The organism is Arthrobacter sp. HY1533, assembly GCF_027568515.1.
Classification (GTDB): domain Bacteria; phylum Actinomycetota; class Actinomycetes; order Actinomycetales; family Micrococcaceae; genus Specibacter.
Window position 1 is genome coordinate 391,786 of sequence record NZ_JANKZF010000001.1, and the last position, 22,978, is coordinate 414,763.

General features: G+C 67.1%; 21 protein-coding genes. 14 read left to right on the plus strand and 7 right to left on the minus strand.

Going from position 1 to position 22,978, the window contains the following annotated elements:
* Positions 1-87: 87 nt before the first annotated feature.
* Complete coding sequence (locus tag PCK14_RS01880; protein ID WP_269936755.1) at positions 88-273, plus strand: antitoxin; 186 nt, start codon at positions 88-90, stop codon at positions 271-273.
* Positions 274-362: 89 nt separating this feature from the next.
* Here the strand turns inward: PCK14_RS01880 and zapE are convergent, their stop codons facing one another.
* Complete coding sequence (zapE, locus tag PCK14_RS01885; protein ID WP_269936756.1) at positions 363-1,427, minus strand: cell division protein ZapE; 1,065 nt, start codon at positions 1,425-1,427, stop codon at positions 363-365.
* 192 nt (positions 1,428-1,619) lie between these two features.
* Between zapE and PCK14_RS01890 the strand changes: the two genes are divergently transcribed.
* The 3 genes from PCK14_RS01890 to ybaK all read left to right on the plus strand — a co-directional run bounded on the left by PCK14_RS01890 (position 1,620) and on the right by ybaK (position 3,617).
* On the plus strand, positions 1,620-2,540 hold the full coding sequence (locus PCK14_RS01890) for a sulfurtransferase (protein ID WP_269936757.1): 921 nt from the start codon (positions 1,620-1,622) through the stop codon (positions 2,538-2,540).
* 106 nt (positions 2,541-2,646) lie between these two features.
* Positions 2,647-3,105, plus strand: coding sequence for a SufE family protein (locus tag PCK14_RS01895; RefSeq protein ID WP_269936758.1), 459 nt, complete (start codon positions 2,647-2,649; stop codon positions 3,103-3,105).
* A 20-nt stretch (positions 3,106-3,125) separates the two neighbouring features.
* On the plus strand, positions 3,126-3,617 hold the full coding sequence (gene ybaK, locus PCK14_RS01900) for a Cys-tRNA(Pro) deacylase (RefSeq protein WP_269936759.1): 492 nt from the start codon (positions 3,126-3,128) through the stop codon (positions 3,615-3,617).
* Between the two features lie 31 nt (positions 3,618-3,648).
* Here ybaK and PCK14_RS01905 read toward each other — a convergent pair whose 3' ends face one another.
* The gene (locus PCK14_RS01905; protein ID WP_269936760.1) at positions 3,649-4,866 is read right to left on the minus strand and encodes an alpha/beta hydrolase family protein; all 1,218 of its coding nucleotides are present in this window, start codon (positions 4,864-4,866) and stop codon (positions 3,649-3,651) included.
* Between the two features lie 121 nt (positions 4,867-4,987).
* Between PCK14_RS01905 and PCK14_RS01910 the strand changes: the two genes are divergently transcribed.
* The 10 genes from PCK14_RS01910 to PCK14_RS01955 all read left to right on the plus strand — a co-directional run bounded on the left by PCK14_RS01910 (position 4,988) and on the right by PCK14_RS01955 (position 15,532).
* A complete protein-coding gene (locus tag PCK14_RS01910; RefSeq protein WP_269936761.1) occupies positions 4,988-5,479 on the plus strand; it encodes a hypothetical protein in 492 nt (163 codons plus the stop codon).
* 14 nt (positions 5,480-5,493) lie between these two features.
* The gene (msrB, locus tag PCK14_RS01915; RefSeq protein WP_269936974.1) at positions 5,494-5,952 is read left to right on the plus strand and encodes a peptide-methionine (R)-S-oxide reductase MsrB; all 459 of its coding nucleotides are present in this window, start codon (positions 5,494-5,496) and stop codon (positions 5,950-5,952) included.
* A 129-nt stretch (positions 5,953-6,081) separates the two neighbouring features.
* On the plus strand, positions 6,082-7,455 hold the full coding sequence (locus PCK14_RS01920; protein WP_269936975.1) for a DUF6421 family protein: 1,374 nt from the start codon (positions 6,082-6,084) through the stop codon (positions 7,453-7,455).
* Between the two features lie 18 nt (positions 7,456-7,473).
* Complete coding sequence (locus PCK14_RS01925) at positions 7,474-8,190, plus strand: SDR family oxidoreductase (RefSeq protein WP_269936762.1); 717 nt, start codon at positions 7,474-7,476, stop codon at positions 8,188-8,190.
* Positions 8,191-8,218: 28 nt separating this feature from the next.
* A complete protein-coding gene (locus PCK14_RS01930) occupies positions 8,219-9,280 on the plus strand; it encodes a threonine aldolase family protein (protein WP_269936763.1) in 1,062 nt (353 codons plus the stop codon).
* A 97-nt stretch (positions 9,281-9,377) separates the two neighbouring features.
* Entirely contained in the window at positions 9,378-9,956 is a 579-nt protein-coding gene (locus tag PCK14_RS01935; protein WP_269936764.1) for a DUF3000 domain-containing protein, read from the plus strand.
* Between the two features lie 86 nt (positions 9,957-10,042).
* Positions 10,043-11,458 (plus strand): ribonuclease D, encoded by a 1,416-nt coding sequence (locus PCK14_RS01940; protein WP_269936765.1) that lies wholly within the window; start codon positions 10,043-10,045, stop codon positions 11,456-11,458.
* Positions 11,459-11,598: 140 nt separating this feature from the next.
* Entirely contained in the window at positions 11,599-12,843 is a 1,245-nt protein-coding gene (locus PCK14_RS01945) for a thiolase family protein (RefSeq protein ID WP_269936766.1), read from the plus strand.
* The gene (locus PCK14_RS01950; protein WP_269936767.1) at positions 12,840-14,984 is read left to right on the plus strand and encodes a 3-hydroxyacyl-CoA dehydrogenase NAD-binding domain-containing protein; all 2,145 of its coding nucleotides are present in this window, start codon (positions 12,840-12,842) and stop codon (positions 14,982-14,984) included. Before PCK14_RS01945 ends, PCK14_RS01950 begins: the two co-directional genes overlap by 4 nt.
* Positions 14,985-15,079: 95 nt before the next feature.
* Positions 15,080-15,532, plus strand: a complete 453-nt coding sequence (locus PCK14_RS01955) for a Rieske (2Fe-2S) protein (RefSeq protein WP_269936768.1) — start codon at positions 15,080-15,082, stop codon at positions 15,530-15,532.
* A 9-nt stretch (positions 15,533-15,541) separates the two neighbouring features.
* On the opposite strand, the gene PCK14_RS01960 is transcribed toward PCK14_RS01955, so the two are convergent.
* The 5 genes from PCK14_RS01960 to PCK14_RS01980 all read right to left on the minus strand — a co-directional run bounded on the left by PCK14_RS01960 (position 15,542) and on the right by PCK14_RS01980 (position 22,970).
* A complete protein-coding gene (locus PCK14_RS01960; protein WP_269936769.1) occupies positions 15,542-16,531 on the minus strand; it encodes an aldo/keto reductase in 990 nt (329 codons plus the stop codon).
* Between the two features lie 126 nt (positions 16,532-16,657).
* Positions 16,658-17,338, minus strand: a complete 681-nt coding sequence (locus tag PCK14_RS01965; protein WP_269936770.1) for a hypothetical protein — start codon at positions 17,336-17,338, stop codon at positions 16,658-16,660.
* A complete protein-coding gene (locus PCK14_RS01970) occupies positions 17,335-17,916 on the minus strand; it encodes a DUF402 domain-containing protein (protein WP_269936771.1) in 582 nt (193 codons plus the stop codon). The genes PCK14_RS01965 and PCK14_RS01970 overlap by 4 nt, the downstream gene beginning before the upstream one ends.
* Positions 17,913-19,904 (minus strand): 1-deoxy-D-xylulose-5-phosphate synthase, encoded by a 1,992-nt coding sequence (dxs, locus tag PCK14_RS01975; protein ID WP_269936772.1) that lies wholly within the window; start codon positions 19,902-19,904, stop codon positions 17,913-17,915. The genes PCK14_RS01970 and dxs overlap by 4 nt, the downstream gene beginning before the upstream one ends.
* Positions 19,905-20,141: 237 nt before the next feature.
* Positions 20,142-22,970: an aconitate hydratase gene (locus PCK14_RS01980; RefSeq protein ID WP_269936773.1), complete on the minus strand. Its 2,829-nt coding sequence runs from the start codon at positions 22,968-22,970 to the stop codon at positions 20,142-20,144.
* Positions 22,971-22,978: the final 8 nt, after the last annotated feature.

The following is a 22,978-nucleotide window of genomic DNA, read 5'->3' on the forward strand; positions in this document are numbered from 1 at the left end:
CCAAAAATCCGTTGACATTGTGACGGGCGGCACTAGGCTGGGAAAAGTTGGGGCGTCAAGGACCCCAGGAGCGAAGGGAGGTGCCTATTGTCTATCTTTGACGATATTAAGGGCAAGGCCGAAGGACTGATCAGCGGCAACGAACAGGCCATCAAGGACGGCATCGAGAAGGTCGGCGACGTGATCGACGACAAGACCGGTGACAAGTTCAAGGACCAGGTTGACGCAGCTCAGCAGGCCGCCTCCGATTTTGTGGATGGCGCAGCCAAGTAGCCTGAACCCTTCGCCCTTTAAACGGCGTCAAAAGGGGCGTTGGTCCCGTCGCGAGACGGCACCAACGCCCTTTGCGTTTTAAGCAGGATCTAGGAGACGGGCTGGGGAACCCCGGCCTCCTGCGCCTCACGCGCCAGCGCGGTCAGGCGGGAGACGGCGCGGAAGTACTTCTTCTGGTAACCGCCGGTCATCATTTCCGGGGTGAACAACTGGTCAAGGGGTGCACCGCTGGCCAGGATCGGCACGTTCTTGTCGTACAGGCGGTCGGCCAGCACCACAAAGCGCAGCGCAACGGACTGCTCCGTGATGGTGTGGACGTTGCGCCACACCACGGCGTCGATACCCTCAAGCATCTGCCGGTAGCGGGACGGGTGCACGCCGGCAAGGTGGTCCACCAGCACGCTGAAGTCGTCCACTGCCACGGTGCGGCCCGCAAAGTCCTGGCGCATGCGGGCATCCAGCTCGCTGTTGGGCACAGGTTCCGGAGGTGTGGGCAGGCCGCGGTGGCGGAAGTCTTCGCCGTCAATGTGCAGGATGTCGAACTGGTCGGCCAGCACCTGGATCTCGCGCTGGAAGTCGACGGCAGCAAAGCGGCCGTCGCCCAGCGCACCGGGCAGGGTGTTGGAGGTTGCGGCAAGCTTGACGCCGGCGTCTGCGAGCTCGCGCATGAGCCGGGACATCAGCACGGTGTCGCCTGGATCGTCTAGCTCAAACTCGTCAATGCAGACCAGCTTGTAGCTGCTCAGCGCCTCAACGGTCTTGCGGAAGGACAAGGCACCCACCAGGTTCGTGTACTCCACGAACGTGCCAATGGCCTTGGGTCCCTCAACCTGGTGCCACAGGGAGGACAGCAGGTGGGTCTTGCCCACGCCGAAGCCGCCGTCGAGGTAGATGCCCGCCGGCTTGGCGCCCTTGCCGTTGGACTTGGCCTTTCCGCCGAAGAGCCGGCGCAGGCCGCCGCCCTGCTTGGCCACGGCACCGTTGCCGAATTCCTGGAGCATCGCCACGGCCTGGGCCTGTGAGGGCTGGGAGGGGTCCGGCCGGTAGGTGGCGAAGGAAACCTCGCCAAAGCGGGGCGAGGGGACAAAGCCCTTCAGCAGTTCCTCCACCGAGACCGCCGGGCGGCGGGTGGAAAGTTGCTCAACGTGTACCAAGGAAGCTTCCGATCATAAGGATGTGTTCTACGGGCCGGGACACAGCCGCAGCCCGCCGCTACAAGAATACCCGCGGCATATTGCGATTCGTTAACTCCGCGGGAAGCATGCACCGACCCAACTCGTTAAGCTTTTGAACGAGAAAGGGCTCCCCGGCGACGCCGGCGTGGGCCACCGACAAGAAGGGTCACCATGGCTGTTGCATTGGAAACTAACGAGAAGTTCGCCGCCTACGCCCACCCGGAGCGACTGGTCTCCACGGACTGGCTCGCCGCGGCACTGGCCGACGGCGCGGTAGCCGACGGGCGCATCGTCCTGGTCGAGTCCGACGAGGACGTGCTGCTCTACGAGACCGGGCACATCCCCGGAGCCGTCAAGATTGACTGGCACACGGACCTGAACGACGACGTCACGCGGGACTACATCGACGGCGCGGCTTTTGCCCTGCTCGCCCAGGCCAAGGGCATCTCCCGCGACAGCACAGTCATTGTCTACGGCGACAAGTCCAACTGGTGGGCCGCCTACGCCCTGTGGGTTTTCACCTTGTTTGGCCACGAGGATGTCCGCCTGCTCGACGGCGGCCGCGACAAGTGGATTGCCGAGGGCCGGGAACTGACCACCGAACGCACCGAGTCCACCCCGTCCGCCGGCTACCCGGTGGTGGAGCGCAACGACGCCCCCATCCGCGCCTACAAGGAAGATGTGCTGGCCCACCTGGGCAAGCCGCTCATCGACGTCCGCTCCCCCGAGGAGTACACGGGAGAGCGCACCCACATGCCCGCCTACCCCCAGGAGGGCACGCTGCGCGGCGGCCACATCCCCACCGCGGCATCCATCCCGTGGGCACGCGCCGCTGCTGAAGACGGCAGCTACCGCAGCCGCGAGGAACTTGAGGCGCTGTACCTGGGCGAGGCCGGACTGGTTCCGGGTGACGACGTGGTGGCATACTGCCGCATCGGCGAACGTTCCAGCCACACCTGGTTTGCGCTGAAGTACCTGCTGGGCTTTGAAACCGTTCGCAACTACGACGGTTCCTGGACCGAGTGGGGCAACGCGGTCCGCGTGCCGATCGCCGTCGGGCCCGAGCGCGGCGAACTGCCCGCCAGCAACTGACGCACCGGCTGGATGCCGGCCCGGGCGCCGGCATCCAGCAACAGCTGGCACAAACAAACGACCGGCGGTTTCGCACCCGCCACGGAAGAAAAGTACGCTTTAGTCGATGACTACTTCACAAGCACTCCCGCAGGCCCTGGCCGAGATCGTCACGGACTTCCAGGAACTGGAGGAACGCGACCGGCTGACACTGCTGCTCGAGTTCTCCCGCTCGCTGCCGCCCCTGCCGGAGCGCCTGAGCAACCACCCCGAACTATTGGAGCAGGTGGTGGAATGCCAGTCGCCTTTGTTCCTGACCGTTGAAACGGAAAAGACCGACGCCGGTGACGTCATCCGGCTCTTCTTCCAGGCTCCCCCCGAGGCCCCGACGACGCGCGGCTTCGCCTCCGTGCTGTTCGAGGGCCTGGACGGACTGACCGCCGAGGAGATCCTTGCCGTGCCGGACGACATGCCCGAGCAGCTGGGCCTGACGCGTGCCATCTCCCCCCTGCGCATGCGCGGCATGTCCGCCATGCTGGGCCGCGTGAAGCGCAAGATCGCCGCCGGCGTCCGCCCGGCCGCCTAGTCCGGGCGGGGCAAGCCGCCATGGCGAAGAAGACAAGCACCGGAACCCCGGCCACCGTGGCCCTGGCGGCCGCCGGCGTCCCCTTCACGGAGCACAGCTACACACACGATCCCGGCAACACGAACTATGGCCTGGAGGCCGCGACGGTGCTGGGCATCGAACCGGCCCGCGTGTTCAAGACGCTCATGGCGGACGTGGCCGGCACGCTGGCCGTGGCCATTGTTCCGGTCAATGGAACGCTTGACCTGAAGGCGCTGGCTCAGGCATTGGGCCACAAGAAGGCCGCAATGGCCGACCCCGCCGCCGCCCAGCGCCGCACAGGATACGTCCTGGGCGGCATCTCCCCGCTGGGCCAGCGCCAGCAGTCCCCCACGGTGCTCGATGAGTCCGCACTGGGACACGGCACCATTTTCGTTTCCGGCGGCCGGCGCGGCTTCGACATTGAATTGGCGCCGGAAGACCTGATCCGCCTGACCAAGGCCACGACTGCCGCAATTGGGCACCCCGCCTGAAGCCTCGCGGCGCCCAGCCTCTCCCGGCGCCCTACTCCCGGGGCAGGCCGTGCCGGCCCAGGCGCGGACGCAGCCACGCCTCGACGGCACTCTCCCAGCGCTCGGGCTCAACATTCCATTCCTTGGTGTGCCGGGCCTTGCTGAACGGCTCGAAGGTCACCATTTCCGGGTTCCGGCGGGCAAGTTCGGCAGTGGGCTCGTACGGGACGTAGTCGTCGTCAATGCTGTGCAGGATCAGCGACGGCGTGCGCAGTTCAATGGCGCGGACCACCCAGTCCATGGCCTTGAGGTTGACGGGCGCGGCAAGCCCGGTGATGCGCCGCCCCACCGGGTGGGCAAGCATGAGCTCGGCATACTGGCCAATGAAGTTGGGGATGCGGTTGAGCTGCGCCTGGTGGGCCAGGACATTGACCCAGCTGATGACGGGCGCATCCAGGACCATGGCCACCACGTGCTTGCGGTTCCGGGCCAGGTCGGCGGCCTGCAGGCTGATGGCCCCGCCCATGGAGTAGCCGAACAAGACCACTTCCTTGGCGCCGCGGCCCACGGCAAAGTCAATGGCCGCCTCAACATCGGCCCACTCGGTGACCCCCAGGCCGTACCGGCCGTCGGACGCGGCGGGGGCATCGCCGTCGTTCCTGTAGGAGACCAACAGCGCGTTCATGCCGAGCCGGTGGGCGGTGGGGACGGCGCGCAGGCCCTCGTTGCGGGCGGCGCCGCGGCCATGCACCATGATGGCCCAGGTGTGGCCGGGCTCGGGCGCCGGCAGCAGCCACGCGGGCGCGGGACCCACGGGCAGGTTGATGGTGACGTCCTCGAAGTCCAAGCCCAGCTCCTCCGGGTGGGCGTGCAAGTTCCCCGACCACCAGCCGGAGGTTGCCTGGCGCAGCTCGCCGCCGTGGACGGCAAGCACTTCCCGGGTCACGCTGCCCTCGCGCGGAACGTAGGAAAGGATCCGGCCAATGGTGGCGTGTGCCGTGCCGCCGTTGAAGAACAGCCCGTAGTGCCCGTCGATCACGGTGTCGGGGTTGGCTGCCAGGACAACCTGCACTGTGGGGCCGTCGGAAATGACGGCGAGGATGGCGACGTCGTCCACCCTGTGTTTCTCCGGCGTCACCACGCGCCGGGCAAAATAGGCGGCCAGGGCGGAGGTGGCGGTGACCACCAGGGCTGCGCCGGCGCCGGCCGTTGCGGCACCCAAGGCGCCCCACTTGAGCCATGAACTTGACTGCTGATCCGAGGAGGCCATGCCACCATTGTGCCCACGCCGGGCGGCCGCGTCGAGCGGCGCACCGGGTCGCCGGCAACTTTCTTCGCGCCAGTTGGCCAGCCGGCATTGCAAAGAATGCCCGGACGCCTAAGCTGGTGCCATGAGCGACGCCATCATCATCCTGACCGAAGAACCACTGACCGCCGTGGATGTCACCAACATCACCGCCCTGTACGGCCCCGAGGACGATGTGGAGCTGGTGCTGCTGGTCCCCGCCGACACCCGGCGCAACTTGTTCGTGGACGTCATCGACCAGCTGACCATGCTGGACCTGCCTGCCGCGCTGCGCGAATTCCGCGAGAAGCCCGACGCCCAGAAGGTGCTGGCCGAGGCCAAGGACATCCTGGCCGCCTCCATGGCCGCCCTTGAGGCCGCCGGCGCCAAGGCCACCGGCCAGGTTGCCGAGGGCGACGCCGTCGCCTCCCTCGTGGCCAAGGTCACCGAGCTGGACGCCCGCCAGGCAGTGGTGGTCACCACCCCGCACGCGGTTGCCGACACCTTCCGCCGGGACTGGGCACACCAGGCCCAGCGCAAGCTCGGACTGCCCGTGCTGCACCTGTACTCGGACTCGGGATTTATTGGTGACTCGTGAGCGTTGAACAAGGCATGAACACCCCCGAAACCCCCGCAACCCCGTCCGTCAACAAGACCGATGCCCAGTGGCGCGACGAGCTGAGCCCGGCCGAGTACCACGTGCTGCGCCAGGCCGGCACTGAACGCCCCTTCACAGGCGAGTACTGGGACGCCATGCAGGAGGGCGTGTACGAGTGCCGGGCCTGCGGCGCCGAACTGTTCACCTCGCGTGAAAAGTTCTCCTCGCACTGCGGGTGGCCGTCGTTCTTTGCCCCGCTGGCCGACGGCACGGTGCGCTACCTGCACGACAACACCCTGGGCATGGAGCGCGTCGAGGTGCGCTGCGCTTCCTGCGACTCGCACCTTGGCCACTTGTTCACCGGCGAAGGCTACGACACCCCCACGGATGAGCGTTTCTGCATCAACTCGATCTCACTGACGCTGCGCGAAGGCCCAGTGGAAGTGTCGCCCGAGGAGCCCAGCAACAACTGAGCACGAGAGTCTCTTATGCTTGAACCAATTTCACATTAGTTCTCCTGTCCCATTGCTACGCTCGAGAAAATCCGCCGCACACTGGCCGCGGTCATCGAGCAGCAAGGAGACGGGACCATGAGCATCACCATGGAAAGCACAGGCAGCGCCAGCACCTTCAACTACGGCACCCTGGCACATGACCCCGCGTGGCTTGCCCTCAAGCACGCCGCCGGGGCACTGCAGGCACTGCAGGCCAAGGACGGTTCCGTGCCCGAGCCCGGCGACCATGCGGCCGCCGCTGACCTGGTGGCAGCCATCACCGGCTCCATCGAGGTGCTGGCACCGCACTTCCCGCACGACGCCGCGTACCTGCAGCTGGCTGTGGCGGACTTCGCCAAGTGGCAGCACGCAGGCTTTGGCGTGCCCGACTTCCTGGACTCCCTGTTGGCCTTCAACCCGCAGGAACACCGCATCGACGGCCTGGGCCACCTGGTGGTGTTCCCCATGTACACCCAGAACGGCTCAACGAACCGCCACGTGGAGGCCGTGCTGGTGGAGGTCATCTGGCCCGAGTTCATCGGCGAGCTGGAAGCCGGCAGCTACTCCAACAAGCTGTTTGTGCCGCTGCGCTTCATCGACTTCACCTCCGGCTATGACAGCAACTCCGCCGTGCTGTTCCCGGAGAGCGTCTCGGTCCGCGAAACCCCCACCTTCACCTGGGGCGCCATCTTCCAGGACCGCGAGGCCGCCCGCTACCGCCGCGTGGTCCGGGAGGCCGCCGCGGTGACCCGGCTGGAACTGCCCGCCGACGCCCTGGAAATGCTGGAGAACCAGGAACTGACCCAGGAAACGTTCGTCATGTGGGACCTCATCCACGACCGCACCCACATGCGCGGGGACCTGCCCTTTGACCCGTTCATGATCAAGCAGCGCATGCCGTACTTCCTGTACTCCCTCGAGGAGCTCCGCTGCGACCTGACCGCCTACCGTGAATCGGTGGCGATCGAACGTGACGAGACCGCCTCCCCCGACGCCCGCCGGCACGCGAAGCTGGTCCAGTACGCCGTCATCTTTGACCGGATCTTCCGCTTCGCCATCACCGGCTCCCGCGTGCGCAACTACGACGGCCTTGGCGGCCAGCTGCTCTTCGCCTGGCTGCACCAGCACCACGTGCTGCACTGGACCGACACCAAGCTGACCATCGACTGGGAGCAGGTGCCCGAGGTGGTCATCGCGCTGGGCCATGAGATTGAGGAGCTGTACTGGCGCTCGATCGACCGGCCCAAGCTGGCCCACTGGCTTGCCGCTTACGAGCTGGTCTCCGCCACGGTCACGCCCAACCCGGCGTCGACCTGGGCCAAGGGCCCGGACGCCCTGCCGCTGACGGCCCCGCTGCGCGAAATCACCGACCAGGTCATGGATGATGAATTCCCGCTGTCCATGTTCTATGAGGCCCTGAACCGAAAAATGCAAGGCGTCATTGAATCCACCGCAGGCATCACCGGCACCAGCGCCGCCTGAGTGGGTACTGTTGGAGGCATGAACAACCCCCTTGTTGTGGTCGCCGGCGGCAGCAGTGCCGCCGGCATTGCCGTTGCCCAGGCCCTGCTGGCCGCGGGCATGCGCGTTCTCACTGTGGGGTCCGACGCCGGACGGATCCGGGCGGCGGCGGAGCTCGCCGGCGGTGCCGTCCCCTTGGCGTGCGACCTCGCCGACCCGGCCGCCGTTGCGGAGCTGGCCGCGGGGATCCGCCGCGACTTTGGCCCCGTTGACGGGCTCATCCACCTGGTGGGCGGCTGGCGCGGCGGCGGCGGACTCGCCGGCCAAAGCGACGCCGACTGGGACTTCCTGCACACCTCCGTGCTGGCCACGCTGCGCAACACGAGCCGCGAGTTTTACCCGGATCTTGCAGCCTCCCCCGTGGGCCGGCTGGCCATCGTGTCCTCCACCTCGGTCACGGCACCCACCCCGGGCAACGCCAACTACGCAGCCATCAAGGCCGCCGCCGAAACCTGGGTCCAGGCCGTGGCCGCCGGCTTCGCGGAGGACGGGAAAGCGGACGGCGACAAACCGGCGGAAGGCGGGGCGGCCGCCGTCGTGCTGGTGGTGAAGGCACTGCTGGATGACTCCATGCGTGCCCGCTCCCCCGAACGCACCTTCCCCGGCTTCACCGACGTTTCCGTGCTGGGCAAGGCGGTGGCGGGGCTGTTCGGCACGCCCGCCGCAGGCCTCAACGGCGCACGCATCATTCTCTAGACGCACTACCTGAACCGAAAGGCCCCACGTGGACCACGAAACCGCACCCCTGCACGACCGCTCAGTGACCAGCTTTGCCTCCGACAACTACTCGGGCATCCACCCCGAGGTGCTGGCCGCACTGGCCGCCGCCAACGGAGGGCACCAGACTGCCTACGGCGAGGACGTCTACACGGCGGCGCTGAAGGAAGAAATGGGCAAGCTGTTCGGCAAGGACGTGGAGGTGTTCCCCGTTTTCAACGGCACGGGCGCCAACGTGGTGGGGCTGCAGTCGCTGCTGCCGCGCTGGGGCGCCGTGGTGTGTGCGGCCACGGCCCACATCAACATGGACGAGAACGGTGCGCCCGAGCGTGTTGGCGGCATGAAGCTGCTGGCCGTGCCCACCCCCGACGGCAAGCTCACCCCCGAGCTGATCGACAAGGAGGCGTGGGGCTTTGGCGACGAGCACCGCGCGCAGCCGCTGGCCGTCTCCATCACCCAGACCACTGAACTGGGCACCTGCTACACGCCGGCGGAGGTGCGCGCCATCTGCGAGCACGCGCACTCGCTGGGCATGAAGGTGCACATGGACGGCGCCCGGCTGGCCAACGCCGCCGCGCACCTTGGCGTCCCCGTGCGGGAGTTCACCTCCGACGCCGGCGTTGACGTGCTGTCCTTCGGCGGCACCAAGAACGGCATCATGTTTGGCGAGGCCGTGGTGGCGCTGAACCCAGAGGCTGCCGACGGGCTGATCTACCTGCGCAAGATGAACATGCAGCTCTCCTCCAAGATGCGCTTCATCTCCGCCCAGCTGCTGGCACTGCTGGCGAACGACCTCTGGCTGGACTCCGCCGCCCACGCCAACGCCATGGCCGCCAGGCTGCGCGCCGCCGTCGAGGGCCTGCCCGGCGTGGAGATCACCCGGGACACGCAGTCCAACGGCGTGTTCGCCGTGCTCCCCGAGGGCGTGGCCGACCGCCTGCGCACCTCCTTCAAGTTCTACGACTGGGACGCCGCAGCCCGCGAGGTGCGCTGGATGTGCTCCTTCGACACCACCGAGGCCGACGTCGACGCCTTCGCCGCCGCCCTGCGCGCCGAGCTCGCAGCCTAGGCTTCCGCGGGTTCCGGCGCCGCCTGCGGGGCGCGCCGGAACCCGAATTGCGGCGCGCCTGCCGCGCTTTGCAGCGGCACCGTCATAATCTGCGTGTGTGAGCCATTTAACTCCGCTGCCTGCAGACTTCCAGGCCGCGCTGGCGTCGCTGCGGACAGCGGCGAACCGCAGCGAACTGAAGCTGGCAGAACTCCCGGCGCCGGCCCGGCTTGCCCCCTTTGGTGTTGCCCTGGGTGCTGAAATCATGTCCGGCGGCGAGGAACTGGCCACGGGCCGCTTCATTTTGCTGCATGACCCCCAGGGCTCCGAACTCTGGGGCGGCACCTTCCGCGTTGTCACCTACATCCGCGCCCAGCTCGAGGCCGACATTGGCAACGACTCCCTGCTGGGCAACGTGGCCTGGGCCTGGCTCGTGGAGTCCCTTGAGGAACAGGGCGCCCTGTACAGCAACGCCGGCGGCACTGCGACGCGCATCCTCTCCGAGTCCTATGGCGCGCTGGCAGCCCGGCCCGACGCCATCGACATTGAGCTGCGCGCCTCCTGGACGCCGGAGGGAGACGCCTTCGCACCCCATTTGGAGGCCTGGGGCAACATTGTCTGCACCTTTGCAGGGCTGCCGCCCGTGCCCGACGGCGTGACCCTCCTGCCGCGCCGCCAGCGCGAGCGGGACCGCTGACCCAGCAACTCCCGGGCCGTGGATCCTGGCGCGTTCCGGCGCCGGTTCGGGGCAGGCAAGCGTCCATTCGGTAGACTAAGGCCATCATGACCATTCCGCAGTCAAGCGCCCACCACCGCGCCAAGGCCCAAAAGACCACCCGCCTCCAAGGCCACGGCTCCCCCGGTTCCCCCGAACCCACCTCCAGCGTTGCCGGGACTGACCCGGAGCCGGCCCCCCTTACCTCCGTGGTCATTGACGGCGTGACTGTTGACTTGGGCGAACTCCCCGAGCTGGTGAACCTGGAGATGCCCCGGGACGGGATTCCCGCCGTCGTGGACACCGAGCCTGCCCTGCGCCGCTGCGCCGCCGCCTTGGCCGCCGGAACCGGGCCCGCCGCCGTCGACACCGAGCGCGCCTCCGGCTTCCGCTACGGCCAGCGCGCCATGCTCGTGCAAATCCGCCGCGAAGGCGCCGGCACCTGGCTCATTGACCCCGAGGCCTTCGACGACCTGAAGATCATCAACGATGCACTGGACGGCGTCGAGTGGATCCTGCACGCCGCCAGCCAGGACCTGCCCTGCCTGGACGGCGTGGGCATGTGGCCGCACACGCTCTTTGACACGGAACTGGCCGCCCGCATTGCCGGCCTGCCGCGCGTGGGGCTCGGCGCCGTGGTCGAATCCCTGCTTGGCTACCACCTGGCCAAGGAGCATTCCGCGGCCGACTGGTCCACCCGGCCCCTGCCCGAGCCGTGGCTGCGCTACGCCGCCCTGGACGTTGAGGTGCTCGTTGAACTCCAGGAGGAGCTCGTGGCACTGCTGGAGGACGAGGGCAAGATGGAGTACGCCGCCCAGGAATTCGCACACCTCGTGAACGCCGGCGTGCCCGCACCCCGCACGGATCCGTGGCGCCGCACCTCGGGCGCTCACACCCTCCGCAACCGCGTCCAGCTGGCTGCCGTGCGGGAGCTTTGGGAGACCCGTGAACGCCTCGCGGAGAGCCGCGACATTGCCCCCGGCCGCCTCATCCCGGACTCCGCAATCGTCGCCGCGGCCAAGGGCATGCCCACCACCGTGCCTGCCCTGCTGGCCCTGTCCGGTTTCCACGGCCGCTCCGCCAAGCGCGACGCACCCAAGTGGCTCCACGCCATCCAGACCGCCAAGAACAGCTCTGACCTGCCACCGCTGCAGGTGTCCAACAATGCGCCGCCGCCGCCGCGAGTGTGGGCCGAGCGCGACCCCGAGGCCGCCGCACGCCTGGCCACTGTCCGTCCCCGCATGGCCGAGCTGTCGGAGGAACTGAACATCCCCGCGGAAAACCTGTTGACCCCTGACTTCCTGCGCCGCATCAGCTGGCGCCCGCCGTCGCCCATCACGATGGAAACCGTCTCGGCGCAGCTGGCCGAACTGGGGGCACGCCCGTGGCAGGTCGAGAAGACGGCACCGCTGCTCGCCGAGGCACTGGCCCACCCGGATCCGCTGGAGCCCCGCAAGCCCCGGGAGGAGCAGGAAGCGTCCTAGAAGGCCCCCGGCACCCGCCCAGCCCTGCTTCACGTCTGCGATTTGGCCCACAAGTTACTCACGAGTAACATGAGGTTCGACACAGCCGTCCGCCTCCGAGCGCCAGACGGCACCCGTTGATTGCGATCAAGGAGCAAGACGTGAGCCAAAACCGGCAGATCAGGGACGTGGTCTTTGTGGACGGCGTCCGCACCCCCTTCGGACGGGCGGGTGAAAAGGGCATCTATGCCTCCACCCGCGCCGACGACCTGGTGGTCAAGTGCATCCGCGAGCTCATGCGCCGCAACCCGCAGCTTCCCGCCGATCGCGTGGACGAGGTGTCGATCGCGGCGACCACGCAGACCGGCGACCAGGGCCTGACCATTGGCCGCACGGCTGCCCTGCTCGCCGGGCTGCCACAGTCGGTGCCGGGTTTCGCCATCGACCGCATGTGTGCCGGGGCCATGACAGCCGTGACCACCACGGCGTCGGGCATTGGCGTTGGCGCCTACGACGTGGTCATTGCCGGCGGTGTTGAGCACATGGGGCACCACCCCATGGGCGTTGGGGCCGACCCGAACCCGCGCTTCATGTCGGAGCGGATCGTGGACCCCGCGGCCCTGAACATGGGCAACACGGCTGAAAACCTGCACGACCGCTTCCCGGCCATCACCAAGGAACGCACCGACGCCTACGCCGTGGCCAGCCAAGACAAGCTCGCCGCCGCCTACGCTGCGGAGCAGATCCAGCCCGACCTGGTGCCCGTGGCCACCCTGAAGCCCGGCACCGGCTGGACCGTCAACACGGTGGACGAGCCCCCGCGCCCCGGCACCACTGTTGAGGACCTTGCCAGCCTCCGCACCCCGTTCCGTGCCCACGGCCGGGTCAGCGCCGGCAACGCGGCGGGCCTGAACGACGGCGCCACGGCCGCACTGCTGGCCTCCGCCGAGGCCGCCGCCGAGCTGGGCCTGCCCGTCAAGATGCGCCTGGTCAGTTACGCCTTCGCCGGCGTGGCCCCCGAGGTCATGGGTATTGGCCCCGTCCCGGCCACCGAGAAGGCCCTGCGCCTGGCCGGGCTGGGCATCGAGGACATCGGCCTGTTTGAAATCAACGAGGCATTCGCCGTGCAGGTCCTGTCCTTCCTTGACCACTTCGGCATCGCGGACAATGACCCCCGCGTCAACCGCTACGGCGGTGCCATCGCCGTGGGCCACCCCCTGGCCTCCTCCGGAGTCCGGCTCATGACCCAGCTGGCCCGCCAGTTCGAGGAAGACCACTCCGTGCAGTACGGCATCACCACCATGTGCATCGGCCTGGGCATGGGCGGCACAGTCATCTGGGAAAACCCCCACTTCGTCCCTGCAACCACTACAACCACTGCAACAACCGAAGGGAGCGCAGCATGAGCGCCCAGGACTTCAACAAGCTCGCAGCCCTCTTCCCCGACGAAGTGGTGACCCACTCCTACGTGCAGGACATCCCCCTGCCCGGCGTGGACGGGGCTCCCAGCGCCGGCACCTTTGCCCTCATCACCCTGGACAACGGCCTGGACCACCGCCGCCCCAGCACACTGGGCCCCAACACGCTCGTGGAGCTGGGCACAGTGTTGGAGGCACAGCACGACCGGGCCGCCCGTGGCGAGATCCAGGGTGTGGGCGTCACCGGCAAGCCGTTCTTCCTGGTCGCCGGGGCGGACCTGTCCGCCGTCAAGGGGCTCAAGGACAGGGAGGCCGGGCTGTGGATGGCCCAGTTGGGACACGACGTCTACTCCACCCTGAACAACCTCGGCGTGCCCAGCTTCGTGTTCATCAATGGCCTGGCACTGGGTGGCGGCCTCGAGATTGCCCTGAACGCCAATTACCGCACCGTCTCCACCGGCGCGGGTGCCCTTGCATTGCCCGAGGCGTTCCTGGGCCTGGTCCCCGGCTGGGGCGGCGTGTACCTGCTCCCCCGCCTGATCGGCCCGGCCAACGCCGTGCAGGTCATGATTGAAAACGCACTGTCCAACAACCGGACCCTCAGCGGCCCGGCAGCCTACAAGCTGGGCATCGCCGACGCCCTGTTTGAGCCCGCCGATTTCCTGGAGCAGTCACTGGGCTGGGCCGCCCGCGTGCTGGCCGGCGTAGAGGTGCCCAGCCGCCCCAACGCCGTCTCCGAACCGCTCAGCGAGGAGAACAGCGCAGCCTGGGATGCCGCCGTCGTGCGTGCCAAGGCGTTTGTCGAGGCCAAGACCTCCAACGCGGCGCCCGCCCCGGCCAAGGTGATCGAGCTGCTGGAAAAGGGCAAGCACTTTAGCAAGGCAGAATCCTTCGCAGCCGAGGATGAGGCGCTGGCGGAGCTCATGCAGACGCCGCAGTTCAAGGACACCGTGTACGCGTTCCTTGACCTGGTGCAGAAGCGGGCCAAGAAGCCGGCCGGCGCACCCGACCCGAAGCTGGCCCGCCCCGTCACGAAGGTGGGAGTGGTGGGTGCCGGCCTCATGGCAGGGCAGTTTGCACTGCTGTTTGCCCGCCAGCTCAAGGTGCCCGTGGTCATGACCGACATCGACGCCGAGCGCGTGGACAGGGGCGTTGGCTACGTGCACGGCGAGGTGGACAAGCTGCTGGCCAAGGGCCGGATCAGCCAGGACGCGGCGAACCGCACCAAGGCGCTCGTGACCGGCTCCGTGTCCAAGGAGGCGTTTGCGGACGCCGACTTCGTGATCGAGGCCGTGTTTGAGGAACTCAACGTCAAGAAGGCCGTGTTTGCCGAGGTGGAGGCAATCGTCTCCCCCGAGTGCATTTTGGCCACCAACACCTCCTCCCTGTCGGTGACGGCCATGGCGGCGGACCTGCGGCACCCCGAGCGGCTTGTGGGGTTCCATTTCTTCAACCCCGTGGCAGTCATGCCGCTGCTGGAGATTGTGCGCGCGCCCAAGACCGACGACGCCGTGCTGGCCACCGCATTCGCCACGGCCAAGGCGCTGCGCAAGACGGCGGTGCTGGTCAAGGACGCTGCCGCGTTTGTGGTCAACCGTGTGCTGCTGCGCCTCATGGCGGAGGTCTCCAAGGCCTTTGACGAGGGCACCGACGCGCATGTTGCCGACACTGCACTGCGCCCCATGGGCCTGCCCATGACCCCGTTCAACCTGCTGGCCATGGTGGGAATCCCCGTGGCCCAGCACGTCACGGAGTCGCTGCATGCCGCGTTCGGGGAGCGTTTCCACGTCTCGGCCAACCAGCAGGCGCTGATCAACGCTGGCGTCAAGGGGCTGTGGGAGACCGCGGAGGACGGTTCAGTGTCCATCCCGGCCAGCACCCTGGCGCTGCTCACCTTCGGTAGCAGCCCGTCCACCGGGGAGGAGCTGCTGCGCCGCACGCAGGACGCCCTGGCCGAGGAAATCGGGCTCATGCTTGAGGAGGGCGTGGTGGCGGGCCCCGAGGACATCGACCTGTGCATGATCCTGGGCGCCGGCTGGCCCATGCACCTGGGCGGCATCACTCCGTACCTGGACCGGGTTGGTGCCTCGCAGCGGGTCAACGGGAAGCCGTTCCACCCCGCCGCCTAGCTCCCGCGTATGCCAACGGGCGGGCCCGCACCTTGATTCGCAGGTGCGGGCCCGCCCGTTTCGCTTTCAGGTGTCGTGGCCTGAAACAATGGGGCATGACTTCCGAGCCTTCCCTGACCCGCCGTTCAACCCTGAAAGCCACCACGGCAGCCACGGGCGCCGCGTGCGCGCTGGCCCTGATGGGCTGCGCCCCGTCCGCCGCCGACATCCGCAGCAAGGGCAAGACACCGGCAGAGATCCCCACAGGCGGCACGCCGCACCAGGTGGGCAAGTTGTCTGAACTTCCCGTGGGCACCACGGCCGCAGCCACGGCCGGCAACGTTGAGGTCATGCTGTTCCGGCCCGACGAGACAACCATCCTGGCCTACACCGACATCTGCACGCATGCCGGCTGCAAGGTGGCCCCCAACGGCGAAGACTTCAAGTGCCCCTGCCACAGCTCCATCTTCAAGGGCAGTGACGGGACCGTGGTCTCAGGCCCCGCCAAGGCTGCCCTGCCCCGCTATGCAGCGGCGATCGACGGCGAATGGATCACCGTCTCCGTCTAGAAACTCCGTCTAGAACAGGGCCGTGCGCGGGACCTTCGGGAAGATCGCATCCAGCTCAACGAGGTCTTCCCCCGTGGGCTTCCATGAGGCAGCGCGGGCGTTTTCCCGCACCTGCTCGGGCCGTGTGGCGCCTGCAATGACACTGGCCACGGACTTCTGGGCCGCGAGCCAGCTGAACGCCACCTGCACCTCGGTGAGGCCGCGTGCTGCGGCAAAGTCGCCATAGGCCTTCAGCTGCTCCAGGTCGGCACCCTCCACCATGTGCTGGCGCACGTAGCTCAGGCGGCTGCCTTCCGGCGCCTTGCCGGCGCTGTACTTGCCTGTCAGCATGCCGTTGGCCAGCGGAAAGTACGGCATGACGCCCAGGCCGAATGCCTCGGCGGCCGGGGTGACCTCCAGCTCCGCCCGGCGGTCCATCAGGTTGTAGTGGTTCTGGCTTGCCACGAAGCGGTTTCCGCCGGACATGCGGGCCGTGAACTCGGCCTCGGCGATCTGCCAGCCGGCCATGTTGGAGTTGCCCAGGTACAGCACCTTGCCCTGCTTGACCAGGTCGTCCAGGGCGTCAAGCGTCTCGGCAATCGGGGTCTGCGGGTCCGGGGTGTGCAGGTAGTACAGGTCGATGTAGTCCGTGCCGAGGCGGCGCAGCGAGGCCTCCACCGACTGCATGATGTACTTGCGCGAGCCGCGACGACCCCAGTCGGGCCCGTTGGCGCCCTGCGCGTCGAGGCCGAACTTCGTGGCCACAACAACTTTCTCCCGCTCTGAACCCAGGGACTTGGCCAGCATGGTCTCGCTCAAGCCCGGGTGGGATCCGTAGATGTCGGCAACGTCGAAGAGCGTGATGCCCTCCTCCAGCGCGGCATGCACGACGGCGTCCGCGCCCTCCTGCGTTTCCGTCACCGATCCCGGGCGGCCCAGGTTGTTGCACCCGAGCCCCACGGTGGAAACTGTCAGTCCGGAGTGGCCAACCTGGCGGTATTCAATGGTGTTCTGCGTCATGGTTCAACAATATCCAATCCCGGGCGTTCGCCCCGCCAACGCACAAGACCGCACCTTTCTGCCTTGAACGCGGTCAGGATGCCGCGGGCAAGGCAGAAAGGTGCGGTCAGGCGCACAAGGTGCGGGCTACAGCGCGAAGACGGTGGTGCCAGTCGGGCTGTGCTTGGCGCGCAGCGACTCCGGCTCGTCAATGGCGCCGGTGGCCACTGTCAGCTTGGTGAAGTCGAGCTTCTCCTCGCGGATGCAGACCTTGATGTTGGCCACGGCGCGGGCGGCGTCCGGTGCCACGATGTACACGTTGAGCTTGCCCAGGCCGTGGGGTGCGGCCTTGAACTCGAACTTTTCCAGCACGCCGCTGCCGCGCCAGGCCAGGTGCGGGGTCAGGGCGTCCTTGACGCGCTGGGCCAGGTGCTTGTCGCGGTCGCTCACGCGGCCGCTCTTGAGGGCGAACTGGGCCACGACGAGGAATTGGTCCTCCCGCTTCAGGGCTGCGTAGCCGTCCTCGGCGCACTGCTCGGCGAAGGCCGCCAGCATGGCCTCGGCCTCCTCGACGGTTTCCACCACGACGTCCTTGGACGTGCTCAGGTGGCCAACGGTGCCGTGGTTGACCACAAAGTAGACCTCGGAGGCCTCGGCGTCCGTGTTTTCCTCGTCGGTGTCCGGGTCCCCTGCTCCCCCGGCGTCGACCCAGGCTTCACGGAAGACAAGGACACCCTCGTCGTCCTTCTTGTACATGCGCACGATGTTGGGGTCCAGGCCGGCCAGGACGGTCTCGTTGATCGTTTCGGTGCTGCTCTGCTCGCTCATGCTGGTTGCAGGGTCCTTCCTAGGGTGAACCAGGCCGCTTCGCGGCCGTCGAATGGTGCGTGGCCAGCGGCCACGAGGTCTGTCAGCTGCGCGGTGGCGGCCTCGAGCCGCTCGCACAGCCCGTCAGGGTAGCCGAAGGCGGCACGGTGCTCGGCGAACTCGTCTTCGTCGTCCACAAACAGCCCGCGGGACTTGGTGCGGACAACGTCCAGGTCCATGTCGATCATGTGGAACTCGACCACCTTGGGCCGGATGCGCCGCCAGCCGTGCTTGATGGCCAGGTCAATGTAGAGCTCCACGCCGCCGGGGTGGGCGTCGTCGTAGAACGTGGCAACCCAGTCGCCCGTGTGCGGAACGAGCAAGATGGCGTCCGACTCCGTGTAGAGGGCGGCGCCGGGGCGGGAGATGAACTCGCCCGTGCCCTGGAAGATCCAGTGGCCGTGCTCGTCAGAGCCGAGGTGGCGGCCGGGCACCACCCAGTGCGCCCCGCCGTCGTACTTGCGGTTCCGGGCCACCACGAGGTCGCCGGGAACGGGCGCGTCAGGGGCGGTGGGCTGGCCGCTGGGGAAGTCCGTCACAGGATCGGCATCTGGCCCGTGCGGGGGGCGGGCTGGCCGGGCAGGGGGCGGGCAAAGGGGACCTTGGTGCCCAGGACCTGTTCGACGACGTCCTGCGCCACCCGCTGTGCCGTCAGGCCCACGCGTTCCAGGACCTCGGCGCGGCTGCCGTGGACCAGGAACTCGACCGGCAGGCCCACCTCGTTCAGGGCGGTGTCGATGCCTGCCGCGCGCAGCTCCTGGCGGATACGCGAGCCCACGCCTCCGGCGCGGACGCCGTCCTCCACCACAATGACGATGCGGTGGCGGGAGGCCAGTGACACGATGGAGCGCGGCACGGGCAGCACCCAGCGGGGGTCCACAACGGTGGAGGTGATGCCCTGGGCGCCGATGCGGCGGGCCACATCGAGCGAGAGCTCACTCATGGCGCCGACGCTGACGATCAATACGTCATTCTCGGCTTCCACGCCAGGCACGGCGGAATCGTGCTGCGTGCGGGCCAGGACGTCGACGCCGTCGGGCAGGCGCTCAATGGCCGCAACCTCCGGCCCCACCTTGCCCTTGGAATAGCGGACCACACTGGGGGCGTCGGAGATGGCGACGGCCTCGCGGAGTTCCTCGCGCAGCCGCTCGGCGTCGCGGGGTGCGGCCAGGTGCAGGCCGGGGATGATCTGCAGCATGGACATGTCCCACATGCCGTGGTGGCTGGCACCGTCGGGACCCGTAACACCGGCACGGTCCAGGACAATTGTCACGCCGGCCTTGTGCAGGGCCACGTCCATGAGCAGCTGGTCGAAGGCGCGGTTCAGGAACGTGGCGTAGATGGCCACCACGGGGTGCAGCCCGCCGAAGGCCAGGCCGGCGGCCATGGTGACGGCGTGCTGCTCGGCAATGCCCACGTCAATGACGCGGTCGGGGAACTGTTCGGCGAACTTGGACAGCCCCACGGGGATCAGCATGGCTCCGGTGATGGCCACGATGTCCTGGCGTTCGTGGCCGATCTTCGTGATCTCATCGCCAAAGACACCTGTCCAGGACTTGCCTGCGGGCCCCTCCACGGAGGCGCCGGTTTCGGGGTCGATGACACCGACGGCGTGGAACTGGTCGTCCTCGTCGGCGCGTGCCGGCGCGTAGCCGCGGCCCTTCTCGGTGAAGGCGTGCACAATGACGGGGCCGCCGTAGTTCTTGGCAAGCTGCAGGGCCGTTTCCATGGCCTTTTCGTCATGTCCGTCCACGGGGCCCACGTACTTCATGCCGAGGTCGTCGAACAGGCCCTGCGGGGCCCACCAGTCCTTGACGCCCTTCTTGGCGGCGTGCAGGCTCTTGTAGACGAAGCGGCCGGCGGCGTTGCCTTCCTGCAGGCGCTTCTTGCCCCAGGACATGGAGGCCTCGTACTTCTTGTGCGTGCGCACTTGGTCGATGGCCGGGCGCAGCGAGGCGAGGTAGTCGGCCACGCCGCCAACCGTGGGAGCGTAGGAACGGCCGTTGTCGTTGACAACAATGACCACCTTGCGTTCCTTGTCGGCAGCAATGTTGTTGATGGCCTCCCAGGTCATGCCGCCGGTCAGGGCGCCGTCGCCAATGACGGCCACCACGTAGCGGTCATTGCGGCCGTTGATCTGGTTGGCGCGGGCGATCCCGTCGGCCCAGGAAAGTGAGGAGGACGCGTGGGAGCTTTCCACGATGTCGTGCTCGGATTCGCCGCGGTCCGGGTAGCCGGACAGGCCCCCCTGCTGGCGAAGTGTGGAGAAGTCCTGGCGGCCGGTGACGAGCTTGTGGACGTAGGACTGGTGCCCGGTGTCAAAGACGATGCTGTCGCGCGGGGAGTCAAACACCCGGTGGATGGCCAGCGTGAGTTCAACGACTCCGAGGTTGGGGCCCAGGTGCCCGCCCGTCTGGGAAACATTGCTGATCAGGAAGTCGCGGATTTCCTGGGCCAGCTCCTCCATTTGGGTGTCGCTGAGCTTGCTCAGGTCACGCGGTTGCGTGATGGTTTCTAGAAATCCCATTGGTGCCTCCCTGGGTCCGCAGTCAACGTCTAACCATATCGTGTCGGGTGCACGCACGCGCGCGGTGCACCGCCGGTTTGGTGCTTAAATGACACCGATCCCGCTTTGTGAGCCCGGGATTCCGGGCTCACAAAGCGGGATCGGTGTCGCAAAGCACACTCAGGTGCCTGCGGCTGGGCCCACGCCCGCCAGGTTCCCGAAAATCGCGTCAGCGATTTCCGGGCCGGCGGGTGGGGATTAGCTCGCTGCGGAGATCTGGCGCAGCACGTACTGCAGGATGCCGCCATTGCGGTAGTAGTCGGCTTCACCGGGAGTGTCGATGCGCAGAACGGCATCGAAGCTCACGGTGGTGCCGTCTTCTGCAACTGCGGTGACCTTGAGCGTCTTCGGCGTGGTGCCGTTGTTCAGCTCGGTGACGCCCTCGACGGAGAACGTCTCGGTGCCGGTCAGGCCCAGCGATGCAGCGTTCGCACCGGCCGGGTACTGCAGGGGCAGGACGCCCATGCCGATGAGGTTGGAGCGGTGGATGCGCTCGTAGCTCTCGGCGACGACTGCCTTGACGCCCAGCAGCGCGGTGCCCTTGGCTGCCCAGTCACGCGAGGAGCCGGAACCGTACTCCTTGCCTGCCAAGACCACCAGCGGGGTGCCGGCTGCCTGGTAGTTGACGGAAGCGTCGTAGATGTAGGCCTGCGGGCCGCCTTCCTGGGTGAAGTCGCGGGTGAAGCCACCTTCGACGTTGTCCAGGATCTGGTTGCGGATGCGGATGTTCGCGAACGTGCCGCGAATCATGACCTCGTGGTTTCCACGGCGTGAACCGTAGGAGTTGAAGTCCTTGCGCTCCACACCGTTGGCCAGCAGGTACTGGCCGGCAGGGGTCTCCGACTTGAAGGAACCTGCGGGGCTGATGTGGTCGGTGGTGACCGAATCGCCCAGCTTCAGCAGAACGCGTGCACCGGCAATGTCGGAGACGGGATCGGCTTCGGCCTTCATGCCCTCGAAGTACGGGGGCTTGCGGACGTACGTGGACTTGGGATCCCATTCGAAGGTGTTGCCTTCGGGGGTTTCCAGCGACTTCCAGCGGTCGTCACCGTCAAAGATGGTGGCGTAGGAGTTCGTGAACATTTCGCGGTCAATCGAGGCGTCCATGACTTCCTGGACCTCGACCGGGTTCGGCCAGATGTCAGCGAGGAAGACGTCGTTGCCGTCGGCGTCCTGGCCGAGGGCATCGTTGTCGAAGTCGAAGTCCATGGAACCGGCCAGTGCGTAGGCGATGACCAGCGGCGGGGAGGCCAGGTAGTTCATCTTCACGTCCGGGTTGATGCGGCCTTCGAAGTTGCGGTTGCCGGAGAGAACGGCTGTCACTGACAGGTCGTTTTCTGCGATGGCCGCCGAAACCTCGGTGTCCAAGGGACCGGAGTTGCCGATGCAGGTGGCGCAGCCGTAACCAACCGTGTAGAAGCCGAGCTTCTCCAGGAAGGGAACCAGGCCGGACTTCTCGTAGTAGTCGGTGACTACCTTGGAGCCCGGAGCAACCGAGGTCTTGACCCAGGGCTTGGACAGCAGGCCCTTGTTGACGGCGTTGCGTGCCAGCACTGCTGCTGCAAGCATGACCGACGGGTTGGAGGTGTTGGTGCACGAGGTGATCGAGGCGATGGTGACAGCGCCGTGATCGAGCTCGAATTCAACGCCGGACTCGTTCTTCACGTGGATCGGTGCAGACTGGCGGCCATTGGCGCCGGCGGCAGCGGAAACCACTACGCGCTCGGTGTCGCTGGCGTGGTTGTCGGCGTGCGTGAAGGACGGGGCGTCCGAGGCCGGGAAGGACTCTTCCAGGGACTCATCAACCGTGTTGCCGTCAGCATTTGCATCGGCTGCAACGTAGTTGTTCAGGTCCGAGCGGAACTGTGCCTTCGAGTTCGTCAGCTCGATGCGGTCCTGGGGACGCTTCGGGCCGGAGATCGAGGGAACCACTGTGGACAGGTCCAGCTCAAGGTACTCGGAGAACTTGATCTCAACCGAGGGGTCGTGCCACAGGCCCTGCTCCTTGGCGTAGGCCTCAACGAGAGCCAGCTGCTCTTCGCTGCGGCCGGTCAGGCGCAGGTAGTCAACGGTGACGGAGTCGATCGGGAACATGGCAGCCGTGGAGCCGAACTCCGGGCTCATGTTGCCAATGGTGGCGCGGTTTGCCAGCGGCACGGCTGCAACGCCTTCGCCGTAGAATTCCACGAACTTGCCCACAACACCGTGCTTGCGCAGCTGTTCGGTGATGGTCAGGACCACGTCGGTTGCCGTGGCGCCGGCCGGGATGGACCCGGTCAGCTTGAAGCCCACGACGCGCGGAATCAGCATGGAGACGGGCTGGCCCAGCATTGCTGCCTCGGCCTCGATGCCGCCAACGCCCCAGCCCAGGACACCCAGGCCGTTGACCATGGTGGTGTGCGAGTCGGTGCCGACCAGCGTGTCCGGGTAGGCGCGCAGAACGCCGTCGACCTCGCGGGTCATGACGGTGCGGGCCAGGTACTCAATGTTGACCTGGTGCACGATGCCCATGCCCGGGGGAACAACCTTGAAGTCTTCAAAGGCCGTCTGGCCCCAGCGCAGGAACTGGTAGCGCTCACCGTTGCGCTGGTACTCGATCTCCATGTTGCGCTCAACGGCGCCGGAGTTGCCGAAGACGTCGATCTGCACGGAGTGGTCAATGACCATTTCGGCAGGTGCCAGCGGGTTGACCCTGCTCGGGTCACCGCCCAGGTCCTTGACGGCTTCACGCATGGTGGCCAGGTCAACGATGCAGGGGACTCCTGTGAAGTCCTGCATGATGACACGGGCCGGGGTGAACTGGATTTCGGTGTCGGGCTCCGCACTCGGGTCCCAACCTGCCAACGCACGCACGTGGTCGGCGGTGATGTTCGCACCGTCTTCGGTGCGAAGCAGGTTCTCCAGCAATACCTTGAGGCTGAACGGAAGGCTCTTTGCGCCTTCAACAGAGTTCAGTCGGAAAATCTCATAGTCGGTTCCGGCAACATTCAGTACGCCCTTGGAACCAAAACTGTCCACATTAGTCATCGATGGAC

What these genes read in the sequence shown, in the direction of transcription:
- PCK14_RS01890 (WP_269936757.1), top strand. Translation starts at nt 1,620, where the DNA reads ATGGCTGTTGCATTGGAAACTAACGAGAAGTTCGCCGCCTACGCCCAC.
- PCK14_RS01895 (WP_269936758.1), top strand. Translation starts at nt 2,647, where the DNA reads ATGACTACTTCACAAGCACTCCCGCAGGCCCTGGCCGAGATCGTCACG.
- ybaK (WP_269936759.1), top strand. Translation starts at nt 3,126, where the DNA reads ATGGCGAAGAAGACAAGCACCGGAACCCCGGCCACCGTGGCCCTGGCG.
- PCK14_RS01905 (WP_269936760.1), bottom strand. Translation starts at nt 4,866, where the DNA reads ATGGCCTCCTCGGATCAGCAGTCAAGTTCATGGCTCAAGTGGGGCGCC.
- PCK14_RS01910 (WP_269936761.1), top strand. Translation starts at nt 4,988, where the DNA reads ATGAGCGACGCCATCATCATCCTGACCGAAGAACCACTGACCGCCGTG.
- msrB (WP_269936974.1), top strand. Translation starts at nt 5,494, where the DNA reads ATGAACACCCCCGAAACCCCCGCAACCCCGTCCGTCAACAAGACCGAT.
- PCK14_RS01920 (WP_269936975.1), top strand. Translation starts at nt 6,082, where the DNA reads ATGGAAAGCACAGGCAGCGCCAGCACCTTCAACTACGGCACCCTGGCA.
- PCK14_RS01925 (WP_269936762.1), top strand. Translation starts at nt 7,474, where the DNA reads ATGAACAACCCCCTTGTTGTGGTCGCCGGCGGCAGCAGTGCCGCCGGC.
- PCK14_RS01940 (WP_269936765.1), top strand. Translation starts at nt 10,043, where the DNA reads ATGACCATTCCGCAGTCAAGCGCCCACCACCGCGCCAAGGCCCAAAAG.
- PCK14_RS01950 (WP_269936767.1), top strand. Translation starts at nt 12,840, where the DNA reads ATGAGCGCCCAGGACTTCAACAAGCTCGCAGCCCTCTTCCCCGACGAA.
- PCK14_RS01955 (WP_269936768.1), top strand. Translation starts at nt 15,080, where the DNA reads ATGACTTCCGAGCCTTCCCTGACCCGCCGTTCAACCCTGAAAGCCACC.
- PCK14_RS01960 (WP_269936769.1), bottom strand. Translation starts at nt 16,531, where the DNA reads ATGACGCAGAACACCATTGAATACCGCCAGGTTGGCCACTCCGGACTG.
- PCK14_RS01965 (WP_269936770.1), bottom strand. Translation starts at nt 17,338, where the DNA reads ATGAGCGAGCAGAGCAGCACCGAAACGATCAACGAGACCGTCCTGGCC.
- dxs (WP_269936772.1), bottom strand. Translation starts at nt 19,904, where the DNA reads ATGGGATTTCTAGAAACCATCACGCAACCGCGTGACCTGAGCAAGCTC.
- PCK14_RS01980 (WP_269936773.1), bottom strand. Translation starts at nt 22,970, where the DNA reads ATGACTAATGTGGACAGTTTTGGTTCCAAGGGCGTACTGAATGTTGCC.